General features: G+C 64.9%; 15 protein-coding genes. 9 read left to right on the top strand and 6 right to left on the bottom strand.

Annotated elements, in window-relative coordinates:
• Window positions 1-13: 13 nt before the first annotated feature.
• Complete coding sequence (locus AB7290_RS32810) at window positions 14-871, bottom strand: VOC family protein (RefSeq protein ID WP_085404508.1); 858 nt, start codon at window positions 869-871, stop codon at window positions 14-16.
• Window positions 872-1,023: 152 nt separating this feature from the next.
• Window positions 1,024-2,214 carry a urate hydroxylase PuuD gene (locus AB7290_RS32805; protein WP_085404562.1) on the bottom strand — a complete coding sequence of 397 codons (1,191 nt, stop codon included), beginning with the start codon at window positions 2,212-2,214 and terminating at the stop codon, window positions 1,024-1,026.
• Between the two features lie 236 nt (window positions 2,215-2,450).
• Here AB7290_RS32805 and AB7290_RS32800 point away from each other — a divergent pair, with 236 nt between their 5' ends.
• Window positions 2,451-3,791, top strand: coding sequence for a PQQ-dependent sugar dehydrogenase (locus AB7290_RS32800; RefSeq protein WP_441254235.1), 1,341 nt, complete (start codon window positions 2,451-2,453; stop codon window positions 3,789-3,791).
• A gap of 46 nt (window positions 3,792-3,837) precedes the next feature.
• Here the strand turns inward: AB7290_RS32800 and AB7290_RS32795 are convergent, their stop codons facing one another.
• From AB7290_RS32795 to AB7290_RS32785, 3 genes are read right to left on the bottom strand one after another with little or no spacing between them, the layout of a single operon-like run.
• Window positions 3,838-4,638 (bottom strand): SDR family NAD(P)-dependent oxidoreductase, encoded by an 801-nt coding sequence (locus AB7290_RS32795; RefSeq protein ID WP_085404507.1) that lies wholly within the window; start codon window positions 4,636-4,638, stop codon window positions 3,838-3,840.
• A gap of 1 nt (window position 4,639) precedes the next feature.
• Window positions 4,640-5,194 (bottom strand): carboxymuconolactone decarboxylase family protein, encoded by a 555-nt coding sequence (locus AB7290_RS32790; protein WP_085404506.1) that lies wholly within the window; start codon window positions 5,192-5,194, stop codon window positions 4,640-4,642.
• Between the two features lie 11 nt (window positions 5,195-5,205).
• A complete protein-coding gene (locus AB7290_RS32785) occupies window positions 5,206-6,018 on the bottom strand; it encodes an SDR family NAD(P)-dependent oxidoreductase (protein WP_085404505.1) in 813 nt (270 codons plus the stop codon).
• Window positions 6,019-6,251: 233 nt separating this feature from the next.
• Here AB7290_RS32785 and AB7290_RS32780 point away from each other — a divergent pair, with 233 nt between their 5' ends.
• From AB7290_RS32780 to cyoD, 4 genes are read left to right on the top strand one after another with little or no spacing between them, the layout of a single operon-like run.
• Window positions 6,252-7,085: a cytochrome ubiquinol oxidase subunit II gene (locus AB7290_RS32780; RefSeq protein WP_085404504.1), complete on the top strand. Its 834-nt coding sequence runs from the start codon at window positions 6,252-6,254 to the stop codon at window positions 7,083-7,085.
• Window positions 7,075-9,075 (top strand): cytochrome o ubiquinol oxidase subunit I, encoded by a 2,001-nt coding sequence (gene cyoB, locus AB7290_RS32775; protein WP_085404561.1) that lies wholly within the window; start codon window positions 7,075-7,077, stop codon window positions 9,073-9,075. The genes AB7290_RS32780 and cyoB overlap by 11 nt, the downstream gene beginning before the upstream one ends.
• Window positions 9,075-9,716 (top strand): cytochrome (ubi)quinol oxidase subunit III, encoded by a 642-nt coding sequence (locus tag AB7290_RS32770; RefSeq protein ID WP_028150138.1) that lies wholly within the window; start codon window positions 9,075-9,077, stop codon window positions 9,714-9,716. Before cyoB ends, AB7290_RS32770 begins: the two co-directional genes overlap by 1 nt.
• Window positions 9,713-10,102 carry a cytochrome o ubiquinol oxidase subunit IV gene (gene cyoD / locus AB7290_RS32765; protein WP_028150137.1) on the top strand — a complete coding sequence of 130 codons (390 nt, stop codon included), beginning with the start codon at window positions 9,713-9,715 and terminating at the stop codon, window positions 10,100-10,102. The genes AB7290_RS32770 and cyoD overlap by 4 nt, the downstream gene beginning before the upstream one ends.
• Before the next feature lie 214 nt (window positions 10,103-10,316).
• On the opposite strand, the gene AB7290_RS32760 is transcribed toward cyoD, so the two are convergent.
• Window positions 10,317-11,105: a thermonuclease family protein gene (locus AB7290_RS32760; RefSeq protein ID WP_085404503.1), complete on the bottom strand. Its 789-nt coding sequence runs from the start codon at window positions 11,103-11,105 to the stop codon at window positions 10,317-10,319.
• Window positions 11,106-11,306: 201 nt separating this feature from the next.
• Here AB7290_RS32760 and AB7290_RS32755 point away from each other — a divergent pair, with 201 nt between their 5' ends.
• From AB7290_RS32755 to AB7290_RS32740, 4 genes are all read left to right on the top strand, one after another.
• Complete coding sequence (locus tag AB7290_RS32755) at window positions 11,307-12,905, top strand: GMC family oxidoreductase (protein WP_085404502.1); 1,599 nt, start codon at window positions 11,307-11,309, stop codon at window positions 12,903-12,905.
• Between the two features lie 7 nt (window positions 12,906-12,912).
• A complete protein-coding gene (locus tag AB7290_RS32750) occupies window positions 12,913-13,362 on the top strand; it encodes a hypothetical protein (protein ID WP_135215065.1) in 450 nt (149 codons plus the stop codon).
• A 106-nt stretch (window positions 13,363-13,468) separates the two neighbouring features.
• Window positions 13,469-14,488, top strand: a complete 1,020-nt coding sequence (locus AB7290_RS32745; protein WP_071916003.1) for a S1C family serine protease — start codon at window positions 13,469-13,471, stop codon at window positions 14,486-14,488.
• 59 nt (window positions 14,489-14,547) lie between these two features.
• On the top strand, window positions 14,548-16,278 hold the full coding sequence (locus tag AB7290_RS32740; RefSeq protein ID WP_085404500.1) for an FAD-dependent oxidoreductase: 1,731 nt from the start codon (window positions 14,548-14,550) through the stop codon (window positions 16,276-16,278).
• Window positions 16,279-16,403 lie beyond the last annotated feature (125 nt).

Here is a 16,403-nt window from a genome sequence, read left to right as displayed (position 1 = left end):
GAATTAGTTCAAATCAGCCGGCAACGAAGGCGAGCAGGGTGCCGTTGGCCTTGGCCGGTGGCACGCAGATCGCGGCCCCGCTGCGCAACGCAGCCGGACCCAACGCCTTCTCGGTGGCTGCGAGATCGCCGCTGACGAGGACCAGGGCGGCGCCACCGCGCGCGGAAAGGCCGGTGAGCGGCACGCCGGGATAGCGTCTGCCGAGCTGGTCCAGCGTCAGATAGACGAAGTCGGCGCGGTCGCCGCCGGACGGCACGGCGACTGCACCGTCGGCTTCCGCCTTCGGTTCGCGGTCGATTAGGCGGCCGAGATGCGCCGCATCCTGCGCGGGCTCGGGCGTTGCGATCAGCGTCTGCCTGATCCGCTTCGCCGCATTGGCGTGCTTCATCAATTCAGGAATCCACACCGTCTCGCGGGTCTTGTGCTGGCAGGCGAAGATGCGCACGCCGCCGGGCGCCTCAGCGGTCGGCCACATGAAGGTGCGGAATTTTGCAGCCGAGATCGTGCCATCGGGCAGCGTCACCGGCCGTTCGAAATCGGTCGGGCCGATCGGCGTCAGGCCGCGCGCACGGATCTCCTCGGCGCCGGCTGCGCTGTCGATCGCCGTGAAGGCGATGCGCTCGATGCCCTCGCCGTGCCTGTCGACGAAGGCGCGGGCCGGTGCGTTGTGCTCAGTCGCCACCAGCACGCCGAGCAGCTCCATATAGTCGGGGTCGAACATGATGGTGTAGTTGCCGGTGCCCATATGCGCGCTGTGGGTGCCGCGCGGCGACAGGGTGAAACCGAGCTGCCTGTAGTTTTCGGCGGCCTTGTCGAGGTCCCGAACCATGACCACGGCGTGGTCGATACCGATGATGTTCTTGAGGGCCACTGTTCTTTCCCCGCAGCAAATGCAAATTTCGATCTGGACCGCGCCAGCGGCCGCTGGCCCTGTCTACGCCGGATAGGCGATCAAGTCATTTTCAAATCGGCGCTAGATGCGGAATTTCATTTCGCGAAATGCGGTATCGACGCGCGATGGCGTCACTGCGCCTGCTCGATATAGGCGGCGAGAATGGCGCGCTCCTCGCTGGTCATGTCGGTGATGTTGCCCGGCGGCATCGCATTGGACCACGCCGCCACGCGGCCGATCAGGCGGATGTTGCGATGGATGTGCTCGGGCGCGTCGAGCAAGATGCCTTTGGGCGCGGTCACGATGCCGGCCCAGACCGGCTCTGCCGCGTGGCACATGCTGCAACGGGACATCACGATCTCCTCGACATTGGCGCGCGTCGGCTGTGCCGACAGCGCGCCCGTCTTGACCTCGCGCGGGCCTGCGGCGGAGAGCAAGAGGATCGCAATCACGCCCAATGCGGCGACACCCCACACCCACCACGGCGATTTGTGCCCCGCGTGCCGCTCGTTGAAGAAGTGGCGGATCACGGGGCCGAGCGCCAGAATGATCGCGACGATGATCCAGTTGAAGCGCGTCGCGTAGAGCAGAGGATAGTGATTGCTGATCATCAGCACGACGACGGGCAAGGTCAGGTAGTTGTTGTGAACCGAGCGCTCCTTGCTGGCCTTGCCGAGCTTCGGATCGGGCGCCTGTCCCGCGATCAGGCTGGCCACGATCTTCTTCTGGTTCGGGATGATCAATGCGAACACGTTGGCGACCATGATGGTGCCGATGATCGCCCCAATCTGGTTGAAGGCGCCGCGCCCGCTCAGGACGTGGGTGAAGGCGTAAGTGAGCGCGACCAGGAACAGATAGCCGCCGATGGCAAAGGGCAGCTCGCGCTGCGCAAGCCCGGTGCGGCAGGCCGCCTCATAGAGCAGCCATGCCAGCGCCAGGCTGCAGAAGCTGAACAGCCCGGCCTGGATCGGTGTGAGGTCGAGAATCGACTTGTCGACCAGGAACAGGTCGGCATCGAGATAGTACACCACCACCATCAGCGCGAAGCCGGACAGCCAGGTGGTGTAGGCCTCCCATTTGAACCAGGTCAGCTCCTCCGGCATCTGGCTCGGAGCCACCAGATATTTCATGATCCGGTAGAAGCCGCCGCCATGGACCTGCCAGGCTTCGCCCTGCACGCCGTCCGGCAGGTCAGTCTTCGGCTTCAGGCTGAGATCGAGGGCGATGAAGTAGAAGGAACTGCCGATCCAGGCGATCGCCGCCACCACGTGCAGCCAGCGCAGCAGCAGGCTCGCCCATTCCGATATGATGGATCCCCACATGATCACCCCATCAATTGCGACCTGGATGCCGCAGCTTTGATGACCGCAACCGGCGGTCGCGCCCTTACAATGTGTCGCACCGATCTGCCGCATTTTCCAGTACGATGGGCCGTGGCCGATGCACATCGTGCGGGCATGAGCTGACGTGGGATTCGGCAGGTGTTTGAACTGCCGTAGAACATTTGCGGACCTATAAGCGTCGACGTTCAGGACGCGCAGGCTGGGAGGAAGACGACGTGAAAAGCAGGATTTCGTCCGCAGCAACGGCTGCGGGATTGCTGGTCGCGGTTGCTGCCAGCGCGCAGGCCGAGCCGGTTCTGCAAGGCAAGGACGCCTATGGCGATTGGCAGGCCGACAAGCCCGGCACGGTCAGGTTGATCCGGCCGCAGGACCTCGTCAGGCCCGGCGCGACACGGTCGGTTGCGAGCACCGCGCGTGTGGCGTCGCGACCGCCGGAGGCCACGCCACGTGTGACGGCGGGTTTCAAGATCGAGCTGTTCGCCGAAGGCTTGCGCGCGCCGCGCATTGTGAGGGTCGCGCCGAACGGCGATGTCTTCGTCGCGGAGACGCGGGCCGACGCCATCCGCGTGCTGCGCGCCGGGGATGGCGGCAAGGCCGCGACCAACGAGGTGTTTGCCAGCGGATTGAGACGGCCGTTCGGCATCGCCTTCTTTCCGAACGGCGACAATCCGCAATGGGTCTATATCGCCAACACCGACAGCGTCGTCCGGTTTCCCTATCAGGCCGGCGATCTCAAGGCGCGCGGCAGGGCGGAGACGATCGTGGCAAGCCTGCCGCAGGACGGCAGCCATTCCACCCGCGACATCGTCTTCACGCCCGACAACAAGCGCATGCTGGTCTCGGTCGGCTCGCTCAGCAACGTCGCCGAGGGCATGGGGACGCCGCCGGGCGGATTGGATGGCTGGTCGAAGACGCAGCCGCTCGGCGCGGCCTGGGCCAGTGAGCTCGAGCGCGCCACCGTGATGGCATTCACGCCTGACGGCAAGGACCGGAAGATTTATGCCACCGGCATCCGCAATTGCGTCGGTCTTGCGATCGAGCCGCAGAGCGGGCTGCCCTGGTGCTCGACCAATGAGCGCGACGGGCTCGGCGACGATCTCGTGCCCGATTACGTCACCAGCGTGAAGGAGGGCGCGTTCTACGGCTGGCCGTGGTTCTATATCGGCGGCAACGAAGATCCGCGCCACGCCGGCGCGCGGCCGGATCTCAAGGACAAGGTGACGGTGCCCGACGTGCTGATCCAGCCGCACTCGGCTTCGCTCGGCATGACTTTCTATCAGGGCACGCAGTTTCCGTCCGACTATCAAGGCGATGCCTTCGCCGCTGAGCACGGCTCCTGGAACCGCTCCAAGCGCACCGGCTACAAGGTGATCCGTATCAGGATGAAGGACGGCAAGCCCACCGGCGAGTACGAGGATTTCGTCACGGGGTTTGTCGTGAGTGACACGGAGGTCTGGGGAAGGCCGGTTGGTGTCGCCGTGGCGAAGGATGGATCGCTGCTGGTGTCGGAGGACGGCAATGGCACCATCTGGCGGGCGACGCGCGCACCGCAGTGACGCTGTTTCCCTCCCCCTCCAGGGGAGGGTAAGCAGCGCGCTCGAATTACCCCCGTCTCACACTCGCGCCACCGTCCACCGGCAGCGTCACGCCCGTGATGAAATTCGCTTCGTCCGACGCCAAAAACAGCGCGGCGTTCGCGACGTCCCAGCCGGTGCCCATCTTCTTGCGCAGCGGCACCTTGCTGTCGCGCTCGGCTTCGACCTCGGCGCGGGTCTTGTGCCACTCGCGGGCGCGGGTGTCGACGGCCATCGGCGTGTTCATCAGGCCGGGCAGGATGACGTTGGCACGGATGCCGTATTCGGCGTTCTGGTAGGCGAGCTGCTCGGTGAAGGCGATCATCGCCGACTTCGTCGCCTTGTAGGCGACGTAAGGATAGGTCGTAATCGCGGCCATCGAGGAGATGTTGATGATGGCGCCGCTTCCTTGCGCGCGCATGATCGGGATCACTTCCTTCGCGGCGAGAATGCAGCTCTTCAGATTGATGGCGACGACACGGTCGAACGCCTCCTCGGTGATTTGAAGCAGCTCGGCATCGCCCCCGGACAGGCTGACGCCGACATTGTTGTGCAGCACGTCGATGCGGCCCCAGCGCGCCTGCGCGTCCACGACCATCGCCTTGATGTCCGCGGATTTGGTCACGTCGGCCTTGAAGGCCGCAGCGGTGCCTTGCTCCGCTGCGATCAGATCGACGGTTTCCTGCGCCGATTCCAGGTGGTGGTCGACGCACAGCACTTTGGCACCCTCGCGCGCGAAGGTCAGCGCGGTGGCGCGGCCGTTGCCCATGCCTTCACCGGGGCTCTGGCCGGCGCCGACGACGATCGCGACCTTGTCCTTCAAGCGCATGTCACTTCACTCCCGGGATCGGGTACTGCTGGAGTACCTCTTTGTAATACGGTTCGTTGTCGATCTTCATGGTGGCGAGCGCCCGCACCACACCACAATAGAAGGCGATGGTGAGTACGAGGTCGACCATGTGCTCGTCGGAGAGATGCTGCCTGATCTCGGCGAAGGTGGCATCCGACATCGCGAGCTGGCGCACCATCTCGCGGGCGCCTTTCAGGATCGCTTTTGCGAGCGGCTCCAGCTTCGACGGCTTGCCCTCGGTCTCCGCCATCAGGCCTGTGATGTCCTCGTCGGTGACGCCAAACTCCTTGCCGATCTTCACATGGTGGGTGAATTCGTATTCCGACTTCTCCATCCAGCCGACCTGGAGGATCGCGAGCTCTCGCAGCCGCGGGTCGAGCTTGCTCTTGAAGCGAATATAGCTGCCGATGCCGTTGAAGGCGCGCGCCATCTCCGGCGAGTTGACCAGCAGCTTGTGCAGGTTCGTGTTGCGCTTGAGCATGTCGCGATATTCGGGCGCGACCTGGTCGGCCTCGAGATAGGGTAGGCGGGCCATCCGTGTTCCTTTCAGTGTTCCTGTGATTCACGTTCCGGCGCTTGCAGCGTCACGCCGCCGTCGACCACCAACACCTGGCCGGTGATGTAGCGTGCAAAGTTGCTGAGCAGGAATTTGACGGCGTGGCCGACATCCCAGCCGGTGCCTTCGGTCTTCAGCAGCGAGGCCCTGGCGCGGTTGGCGCGGGCCCGCTCGCTCATGCCGCGGGCATAGACCATCGGCGTGTACATCGGGCCGGGGCAGATGCAGTTGACGCGGATGTTGTCGCGGCCGTGATCGACAGCCATGGCGCGCGTCAGACCGATGATGGCGGCCTTCGATGTCGTGTAGGTCGTGAGCCCGCGCGGCCGCAGCGCCGAGATCGAGGAGATATTGACGATCGCGCCGCCCTTGGCGGTCTTGATCATCGCGGGGATCGCGTGCTTGGAGAGCAGGAACATCGTCTCGACGTTGACCTGCATGACACGGCGATACTGCTCGGGTGTCTCGTCGACCACGCTGCCACGGCTGCCGATGCCGACATTGTTGTCGAGGAAATCTAGCCGGCCCCAGCGGTCGAGTGTAGCTTCGACCAGTGTCTTGCAATCGGCTTCGCTGGTGACGTCGCCGCCATGCGCCGCTGCCGTGCCACCCTCGTCCCGGATCATCTCCACGGTGCGCTCGGCGAGCTTGAGGTCGCGATCGGCCACCAGCACTTTTGCTCCGGCGCGGGCCAACAGAATTGCTGCAGCGCGGCCGTTACCGATGCCGTCGCCAGCGGCGCCACCGCCGCTGATCAGCGCCACCTTGCCGGCGAGGCCGGCATCGTCCTCGGGGCCCTGCATGTCGTTTCATCCCAATTATTTTCGTGCAGATTAGCAATCGCCCTGACAGGAGAGAAGGCCGATGGTCCCGCGCAGATGTCATTGACATCGCATGGAATTGCATGCCGCCGGGCGGCACGGCGCGCGATTAAGCGGGCATGTCGCGGAACCGTTCTGCCGAGCTTGCGTTTGTTGCGGGGGCTTTTCCGCGCTAGGCTCTCGCCTGGGGTTTCCCAATCGTCAGTGGCTTGCCGATGAATCTGCTCGATCCACAAGGGCCGGTGGCTGTCGCCAACAGCACCATCCTGGTCGATTCCGTCTTCATCATGCTCGTGATCGTGGTGCCGACCATTTTCGCGATTTTGGCCTTTGCGTTCTGGTTTCGCGCGTCCAATCCGAGAGCACGTTACCAGCCTGACTTCGTCTATTCCGGCCGCGTCGAGATGGTGGTGTGGGCGATCCCCGCGCTCACCGTGATCCTGCTCGGCGGCGTCGCCTGGATCGGCTCGCACCAGCTCGATCCCGCCGCGCCCGTGCCGGGCACCGGCAGTCCAGTCCGCATCCAGGCGGTCTCGCTCGACTGGAAATGGCTCTTCATCTATCCGGACCAGCGCATCGCCACCGTCAACACGCTGACGGTGCCGGCCGGTGCCGAGCTGAATTTCCAGCTGACGTCGTCGAGCGTGATGAACGTGTTCTTCATCCCGCAGCTCGGCAGCATGATCTACACCATGAACGGCATGGTGACGAAGCTGAACCTGCGCGCCGACAATGAGGGCAAGTTGCAGGGCCTGTCGGCGCATTTCTCCGGCGACGGCTTTCCCGACATGATGTTCGACGTCAACGTGATCTCGCCGCTCGCCTTCCCAGACTGGGTCGCGACCACGGCGAAGACCGATGCCGTGCTGAACGAGGACAGCTACAAGAAGCTGATGCAGCAGGGCATCGAGAAGAACAGGCTGACCTTTCGCCTGGCGGATCCCCGTCTGTTCGACCTGATCGCAACCCAGCACATTCCGCCAGGGCCCGGCCCGGAGCTGCTCTCCGATGCCGGCAGGCCGCACAGTGGAGGCCACGATGCTCGGTAAGCTCGATTGGTCGGCGATCCCGTTCGACCAGCCGATACCCCTCATTGCGGGTGCCGTGGTGCTGGTCGCGATCCTCGGCGTGCTGATCTGGGTCGTCGTTAAGGGACATCTGCCGTATCTCTGGCACGAGTGGATCACCAGCGTCGACCACAAGCGCATTGGCGTCATGTATATCCTGCTGGCCTCGGTCATGCTGCTGCGCGGCGGCAGCGACGCCATCATGATGCGGCTCCAGCAGGCGGTCGCTTACCAGTCACAAGGCTATCTCCCGCCGGAGCACTACAACCAGATCTTCTCGGCGCACGGCACCATCATGATCTTCTTCACGGCGATGCCGTTCGTGATCGGGCTGATGAACCTGATCGTGCCGCTTCAACTCGGTGTGCGCGACGTTGCTTTCCCAACGCTGAATTCGGTCGGCTTCTGGCTGACAGCGACCGGCGCGCTGCTGGTCAATATCTCGCTCGTGGTCGGCGAGTTCGCGCGCACCGGCTGGCTGGCTTTTCCGCCGCTGTCGGAACTGTCCTATTCGCCGGGCGTCGGCGTCGACTACTACGCCTGGTCTCTCCAGATCTCCGGCGTCGGCACCCTGGTCGCCGGCATCAATCTCGTGACCACCGTGCTGAAGCTGCGCACCAAGGGAATGAACTATCTGCGCATGCCGATGTTCTGCTGGACCACGCTGGCCTCCAACCTGCTCATCGTCGCCGCCTTTCCGATCCTCACCGCCACGCTCGCGATGCTGCTGCTCGACCGTTACCTCGGCTTCCACTTCTTCACCAATGAAGCCGGCGGCAACGTCATGATGTTCATGAACCTGATCTGGGCCTGGGGGCACCCGGAGGTCTATATCCTCGTATTGCCGGCCTTCGGCATCTTCTCCGAGGTGGTGTCGACCTTCTCGGGCAAGGCGCTGTTCGGCTACCGCTCGATGGTGCTCGCGACCATGGCGATCTGCGTCATCTCCTTCATGGTCTGGCTGCACCATTTCTTCACGATGGGCGCTGGCCCCGACGTCAACGCCATCTTCGGCATCGCCAGCATGATCATTGCGATACCGACGGGGGTGAAGATCTACAATTGGCTTTTCACGATGTATGGCGGCCGCATCCGCTTTGCGACGCCGATGCTGTGGGCGGTCGGCTTCATGGTCACCTTCATCATCGGCGGATTGACGGGCGTGCTGGTCGCGGTGCCCCCGGCCGACTTCATGCTCCACAACAGCATGTTCCTGGTGGCGCACTTCCATAACGTCATCATCGGCGGCGTGCTGTTCGGCGCCTTCGCCGGCTTCGAATACTGGTTCCCGAAGGCGTTCGGCTTTCGTCTCGACGAGCGCTGGGGCAAGGCCGCGTTCTGGTTCACGTTCCTCGGCTTCTACGTCACCTTCATTCCGCTCTATATCGCCGGCATGCTCGGCATGACCCGGCGCATGCAGCACTACGACGTCGCGGCCTGGCGGCCATGGATGTTCGTGGCGGCCGCCGGCATGGCGGTGCTGACGATCGGCGTGATCTGCCAGATCGTGCAGCTCGTGGTCAGCATCCGCAACCGCGAGGCCCTGCGCGACCGCACCGGCGATCCCTGGGACGGGCGCTCGCTGGAATGGGCGACCTCGTCGCCGCCGCCCGTGTTCAACTTCGCCTTCTATCCGGATGTGCGCGGCGAGGATGCTTATTGGGATCAGAAGGCCCATGCCAAGCAGCAGCAGCTCGAGCATGATCGGCCGGAGTATCAGGATATCGAGATGCCCAGGAATTCACCGACCGGTTTCATCTGCGCGTTCTTCGCCACCATCATGGGCTTCGCGCTGATCTGGCACATCTGGTGGATGGTGATCCTGGGCGGCATCGGCGCATTCGCGACCTTCGTCGTGTTCGCCTGGCGCGATCATGACGAATACGTCATTCCGGCCGACGAGGTCGCAGCGATCGATCGTATCAATCTCGAGGAACGGCGCAGCCTCGTCAGCATGGCGGGAGCGCTCTGATGTCGATGACGGCGACAGCCGGCCGCGCGCATGCCGACCCCCACCACATCGGGCTCGTCGTCGAGCATCCAGGCCCGGCATCGAAGCGCATCGTGACCGCCTACGGCTTCTGGGTCTTCCTGCTCTCCGATATCGTAATGTTCTCCTGCTTCTTCGCGGCCTATGCGGTGCTGTCCGGCCAGACCGCGGGTGGCCCCAGCGGCTCGGAGATCTTCGAGCAGCGCAACGTCGCGATCGAGACGGTCTGCCTGCTGCTGTCGAGCTTCACCTGCGGCATGGCCAGCATTGCCGCCGACGTGCGCAACCGGTTCTGGTTCTATCTCGGCATGACCGTGACCTGCGTGCTCGGACTGATCTTTCTCACCATCGAGTTCCGCGAGTTCGCCGACCTCGTTGCACGCGGCTATGGCCCGTCGCGCAGTGCGTTCCTGACGTCGTTCTTCTCGCTGGTGGGCTGCCACGGCCTGCACGTCTCGGCCGGCATATTGTGGCTGCTCACCATGATGGCCCAGGTCTTTGCAAAAGGCTTTCGCGCCGACGTCCTGCGCCGGATGATGTGCTTTGCGCTGTTCTGGCATGCGCTCGACATCGTCTGGGTCGGGGTCTTCTCCGTCGTCTACCTGCTTGGGAGTGCCGTATGAGCGATCAGACGCATGTGCGGACCGGACACGATCTCGCACCGGGCGAGGAAGAGCAACACAGCGTCGGCGAGCGGGTGCTCGGCTACGTCGTTGGTCTCGGCCTCGCGCTGCTGCTCACGGCAACGTCATTCTTCATCGCCGGAACCGACCTGGTCTGGCAGCCATCCATCCCCGTCGCTCTGATCGTGCTGGCGATCGCGCAGATGGGCGTGCACCTCGTGTTCTTCCTGCACATCACGACGGGGCCTGACAACACCAACAACGTGCTGGCGCTCGCCTTCGGCCTTCTGGTCGTCTTCCTGGTCGTCGGCGGCACCGTCTGGATCATGGGGCATCTCAATGCGAACATGCCGCCGATGGACCAGATCATGCCGATGCGGAAATAGGGCGCACAAGAAAGAAGAGCCGCTTGTTGTGACAAGCGGCCCAAGTCTAGGGAGGAAACGCCCGAGCAAAGCAATCGGACCGAAGCCGGATTGCTGCCAAGGAACGCTCGCGCAAAGCGCTTGCGTACATATTAGATGTAGCAACCACCGAGAGAGTTCAATTCCGGATCAATACTGTCTCCGGCTACCGCTCACATGCTCGTGACGGGCTTCCTCATTTCGGTCGGCGGCAATTGTAGGCCTTGCGGAAGCCGGCGGCCTGCGCGTCGTCCTCCGAGCAGAACCAGCGGTCCGGCTTGGTGGTCGCGGGATAGCTCGGGCAGCCCCTTAAGTGATAGATGCCGATATTGCCGGTGACGCGTGCGCGCACGGCGAGCTTGCCCTTGATGCTGCAACTCGGCGGCATGGTCAGCTCCTCCGGAAACAGCGCCGCGCGGATTTCCTTGTCGCGGTCGGCGCGGCAGGCGGCGCCGAGCAGCGCGCCGTCCTTCTTGCCCATGCGGAATTCTTGCGGTGCAACAAAGCAGCCCTTCCAGATGCCGGCTGACGCGGTTTTGGCATCGGCCGCGGCAGCCTTGACGTTCGCCTTGATCGGCTCGCGGGCGATGGCATAGCCAAGCTTGACCAGCTGCTCGTTCAACGAGACCTTGTCGCCCTCGGCGGTGCAGATCGCCCGGTGCCGTTTGCCGAAGCTCTTTTCCGGCCCGACATCGTCACAGCGCACGCTGCGTTTGTTGATCAGCTTCGCCAGCTGGTCGCGGGCCTCGATGCCGCAGGTCCAGGGATCGGCGTGATCGTCGATGCAGACCTGGTCCAATTCGGGCGCGTCGACGCCGTCGAGGCGGTAGGTGACGTCGCCGAGCTGGATCGAATTGGCGTCCCGGACGGTCGCGGCCGCCGTCAGCGCGGAGGCCGGCCCGGACGAGGCCAGAAACCCGGACAGAGCGAGACACGAAACAAGCGCGAAGGCGCGGGCGGCGGCAAATGAATTCCTAAAGGACATAACGTCTCGCTATCGATTGCTCTGGCGCCTCGTTCCTAGCATCCGGAAGTCGCGATACCAATGGTCTGCGCCCTGCGAAGTGCGACATTCGCGTGCCAGCCTTTACTGACCGGCCGGTCTGCCCCTATCGTTCGGCACGATCAAAAACCTGCGTAGACCGGATCGCCCTTGAAGCGGCGAGGGCGGGAGGAAGAAAGTTCGATGAAAGACCCCGTGGACGTCCTGATCATCGGCGCCGGCGCTTCAGGCGCCGCGATCGCGTGGTCGCTGGCCGAGACCAAGATGCACATTCTCTGCCTGGAGCAGGGCGGCTGGATGAACCCAGCGGAATATCCCAGCACGGGCCGCGACTGGGAGGCCAAGTTCTACGGGGAGTGGTCGTCGAGCCCGAATGTCCGCGGCCGGCCCGAGGACTATCCGATCAACGACGACAATTCGCCGATCAAGGTCGTCAACTACAACGCGGTCGGCGGCTCGACGGTGATGTACACCGCGCACTGGCCGCGGCTGCATCCCTCCGATTTCAAGGTCAAGACGCTCGACGGCGTCGCCGATGACTGGCCGATCGACTACGACGCGCTGACGCCGTTCTTCGAAGAGAACGATCGCATCATGGGCACGTCAGGCTTGTCGGGCGATCCGCTGTCGCCGCTGACGCATCCGCCGATGCCGCAGCAGCCGATGGGATTGTCCGGCGCCATCATCGGCAAGGCCATGAACACGCTCGGCTGGCACTGGTGGCCGTCGGACACGACGGTCGCGACCACAGACTATGAGGGCCGCGCGCGCTGCATCAATCTCGGCCATTGCACGCCGGCCTGCGCCCAAGGTGCAAAATCCTCGACCGACATTACCTATTGGCCGCACGCGATCCGCGCCGGCGTCGAGCTTCGCACGCATTGCCGGGTGCGCGAGATCACCACCGACGAGAACGGCATGGCCTCGGGCGTGGTCTATTATGACAAGGACGGCGTCGAGCAGTTCCAGCCGGCGCATGTCGTCATCATCGCCTGCAACGGCGTCGGCACGCCCCGGCTGCTGCTCAACTCGGCATCCAACCGCTTCCCGCACGGTCTTGCCAATTCGTCGGGCCTCGTCGGCAAGAACCTGATGTTCCATCCCTATGCGCAGATCTACGGCTATGTGAAGGAGCCGACCGACAGCAACCGCGCGCCGCCGACCTGCCTGTGGAGCAAGGAATGGTATGACACCGACCTGTCGCGCGGTTTCGTACGCGGCTACGGCGTCCAGTTCGTGCGCGGGGCAGGGCCCGTGTTCGAGGCTGTCGTGAGCGAGCAGAGGGGCATTTTACCGTGGGGCGCGGATCATCACCGCGTCTTCCGCAAGCTCAATGGCCATCGGCTGGGATTCTCCGCGATCTGCGAGGACCTGCCGGAGGAGCACAATCGCGTCACGCTCGATCCTGTCCTGAAGGACAGCCACGGCATTCCCGCGCCGAGGATCGACTACACCATCAGCGAGAACAGCCGGAAGATGATGGAGCATGCGCTCGCGCGCGGCCGCGAGGTTCTGGAAATGGCGGGGGCGACCGACATCTGGGTCAACTCGCCGATCCCGTGGGGCGGCTGGCATCTGCTCGGCACCGTGCGGATGGGCACCGACCCCGAACGCTCCGTCGTCAACGAATGGGGCCGCACGCACGACGTGAAAAATCTCTTCATCGTCGACGGCAGCATCTTCGTCACCTCGGGCGGCGTCAATCCGACGTCCACCATCCAGGCCCTCGCGCTCTACATCGCCGACCAGATGAAGCAGCGCCTCGCAAACTTGTTCGACTGAGGCCGCCATGTCCGCAGACAATCAACTCACCCGCGCCCAACGCGATGACCTCCGTACCATCGCTGCGATGATCGTTCCCGCCAGCGACGAGTACAAGGTGCCCGGCGCCGACGACCCCGCGATCCAGGCCGATATTCTGACGACGCTGGGCCGCGACACCAAATTGGTGGCGGCGGCGCTGGACCATCTGGCCCGGCTCGCAGGGCAACCGTTCGCCGAGCTCGATGCCGCCAGGCGCGATGCGGTGGCGCAGGAGTTCCGCAGCTCCGGCGGCGGCGCCGCCGCAACGCTCGTCCGCGTCGTCCTGCAATGCTATTACCGCGACGACCGGGTGCTGCGCTCGCTCGGGATCGAGCTGCGCGCGCCGTTCCCCAAGGGTTACGTGCTCCCGGACGGCGACTGGTCGCTGCTCGACCCGGTTAAGGCGAGGGCGGGCACGCTGCGGCGCGCGCCCTAGCCACCTTGGTAGGTCAAGTCCTGACAGCCCAGCCTTGCGCCCCAGGCGGGTCCCTTGCGCTGGCAGGAACAGGCCACCATTTGTGTGAGCCTCAAGGACTCTTGCCATGCTGGATTTTACCTCAGACATCGTCGATGACGCCGCGTCATCGCGAGCGACAGCGTCTGCCCCGGTCGATGACCGAGCCCTGCTGGACGCCTATTCCAACGCCGTGATCGACGTGACCGACCGTGTCGGTCCCGCCGTCGTGCGCGTCGAGACCGGGCCAAAGGTGCCGAACGGTCGCGAGCGCGGCGGGCTCGGCTCCGGCATCGTGATCTCGCCGGACGGGCTCGTGCTCACCAACAGCCACGTGGTCGGTTCCTCCAGGGAGATCCGGCTGCGGGACGTCGAGGGTAACGTCGGTGAGGCCCGCGTACTCGGCGTCGATCCCGACACCGATCTGGCGCTGCTCCGCGCCAACGGCGTGCGCGACTTGCCCTATGCCGCGCTCGGCAACTCCAAGACCCTGCGCCGCGGCCAGCTCGTGATCGCGATCGGCAATCCGCTCGGCTTCGAATCGACCGTGACCGCCGGCGTGGTCTCGGCGCTGGGGCGCTCGATCCGCTCGGTGAGCGGGCGCACCATCGAGGACGTGATCCAGACCGATGCTGCGCTCAACCCCGGCAATTCCGGCGGTCCGCTGGTGTCGTCGAATGCCGAGGTGATCGGCATCAACACGGCCATCATCAACGGCGCGCAAGGCATCTGTTTCGCGGTCGCCAGCAACACCGCGCAGTTCGTGTTGTCGGAGATCATCCGCCACGGCTATGTCCGCCGCGCCTTTATCGGCGTCGCCGGGCAGACTGCACCGGTCCCGCGGCGGCACGCGGTACTGGCCGGCGTCGACAACAAGATGGGCGCGCTCTTGATGCAGATCGAGCCGGACGGACCGGCGGCGAAGGCGGGCCTGTTGCCCGGCGACGTCGTCATCAAGCTCGATGGTGTCGATATCAACGGCGTCGACGATCTGATCCGCGTGCTCGACCGCGACCGGATCGGCCGGCGGCTCGCCATGGACGTGCTGCGGCTCGGCCGCTTGCGGGCGATCGATATCGACCCGATCGAGCGCAAGCCGGCGCGCTAGCGTTGGTGCCTCCGGGCGAGGTATGACGGTGTCATGCCTCGTTCCCGGACCCTTGCCGCATGATGCCTGCGCATGAGATCTACGATGTCATTGTCGTCGGCGCCGGCGCCGGGGGCATGACGGCCGCGGCGGTGGCCGCCGCTGAAGGCTTGCGCGTGCTGGTGATCGAGAAGACGGCGTTCGTCGGCGGCACCACCGCCTGGTGCGACGGCATGGTTTGGATCCCCGCCAATCCCAAGATGAAGGATGTAGGGCTGTCCGACAGCATCACGGACGCGGTCCGGTATCTGTCGAGCACGGTGCCGGAGCCTGCCAATGCCGGCTTGCGCGCCGCCTTCCTCGCGCGCGGGCCGGAGGCGGTCGCCTATCTCGAAGCCAACACGGAAGTGCGCCTCCAGCCGGTGAAAGCCTGTCCGGACTGTTATCCGGAGCGACTGGGCGCGACATCAGGCGGGCGCGTGCTGGAGCCGGTCGCGTTCGACGGCACCCGGCTCGGCGCGCCTTTCGCGCGGCTGCGCGCGCCGCTGCCGGAGTTCACGCTGTTCGGCGGGATGATGGTCAACCGCCTCGACGTCCCGCATCTGCGGCGGGCCGGAAAATCGTTGCGTTCGACCCTGCGCGCGGCGCGGCTCGTTTCGGAATACGCGTTGCAGCGGCTGCGCAATCGGCGCGGCACGACGCTGCATCTCGGCAACGCGCTCGCGGCGCGGCTCTATGCCTCGCTGCTGGCGCGGCAGGTCGAGATTCTCTTCTGCGCCGATGTCGAGGACCTGTCGATGCAGGGCGATCGCGTCGGCGGCGTTGTCATCCGCCACGGCTCCCGTGACCGCCTGATCGCCGCGCGTCGCGGCGTGGTGGTTGCGACCGGCGGCTTTTCGCACGACGCTGTGTTGCGCAAACGCTTCTTCCCGGCCGCGGCTGGTTTCGTCTCGGCGGCCAGCACCGCTGGCACTGGCGACGGGCTCCGGCTTGCGGCCACGGCCGGTGCCGCGCTCAACACGGAGGCGACGAGTCCGGCCTATTGGGTGCCGGCCTCGCTGTTCCGTCGCGACGATGGCAGCCGAGGCGTTTTTCCGCATACGGTGACCGACCGCGCCAAGCCCGGCGTGATCGCCATCAACGCGGCCGGCCGTCGCTTCGTCAACGAGGCGCTGTCCCACCATGAGTTCGTGCTGGCGATGTTGCGCGACTGCAATGGCGAGCCGGACCGGCCGTTTTATCTCGTCTGCGACCGTCAGTTCCTGTGGAGCTACGGCCTCGGTCACATCAAGCCGTTTACGCTCAACCTCCGGCGCTATGTGGCGGGCGGCGAGTTGCTCAAGGCTCCCGACATCGCGCAGCTCGCGGCGAAGATCGGCGTCAATCCGTCCGTGCTCACGGCGACGATCGCAGGTTACAACGTTGATGCGAAGCAGGGCCGCGATCCCGAATTCGGTCGCGGCAGCACCATCTATCAGCGCCACCTCGGCGATGCCACCCACAAGCCCAATCCCTGTGTCGCACCGATCCTCCGCGCGCCGTTCTTCGCGATGCGTATCTATCCGGCCGATCTCGGCACGGCCATCGGCATGAAGGTGGATGCCCAGGCGCGCGTGCTGCGCGAGGACGGCACGCCGGTTGCGGGTCTGTACGCCTGCGGCAACGACATGGGGTCGATCATGAATGGGAATTATCCGGGACCGGGGATCACGCTCGGGCCGGCGCTGACGTTCGGGTATATCGCGGGGCGGCATCTGGCGGAGGGGAGTGTTGTGACGGCGACGTCTGCGGTTGCAGGGACTCCCGTCTAGCCATCTCCACCGCTGTCATTCCCCGCGACCCGGCTACGCCAAGGCTTCGCCGGGGTTGAGGTCCAGGGGCGCCGAAGCTTTAGCGTAGGCGGCAAGCGGGGAATCCAGTACGCCGCGGCCCATCC

Origin of the sequence: Bradyrhizobium sp. 613_E4_N2_2 (genome assembly GCF_052075995.1) — a bacterium.
In the GTDB taxonomy this organism is placed as follows: Bacteria; Pseudomonadota; Alphaproteobacteria; order Rhizobiales; family Xanthobacteraceae; genus Bradyrhizobium; species Bradyrhizobium barranii.
Note: the sequence above shows the minus strand (reverse complement) of the source record. Positions and strands in the feature narration are given on the sequence as shown.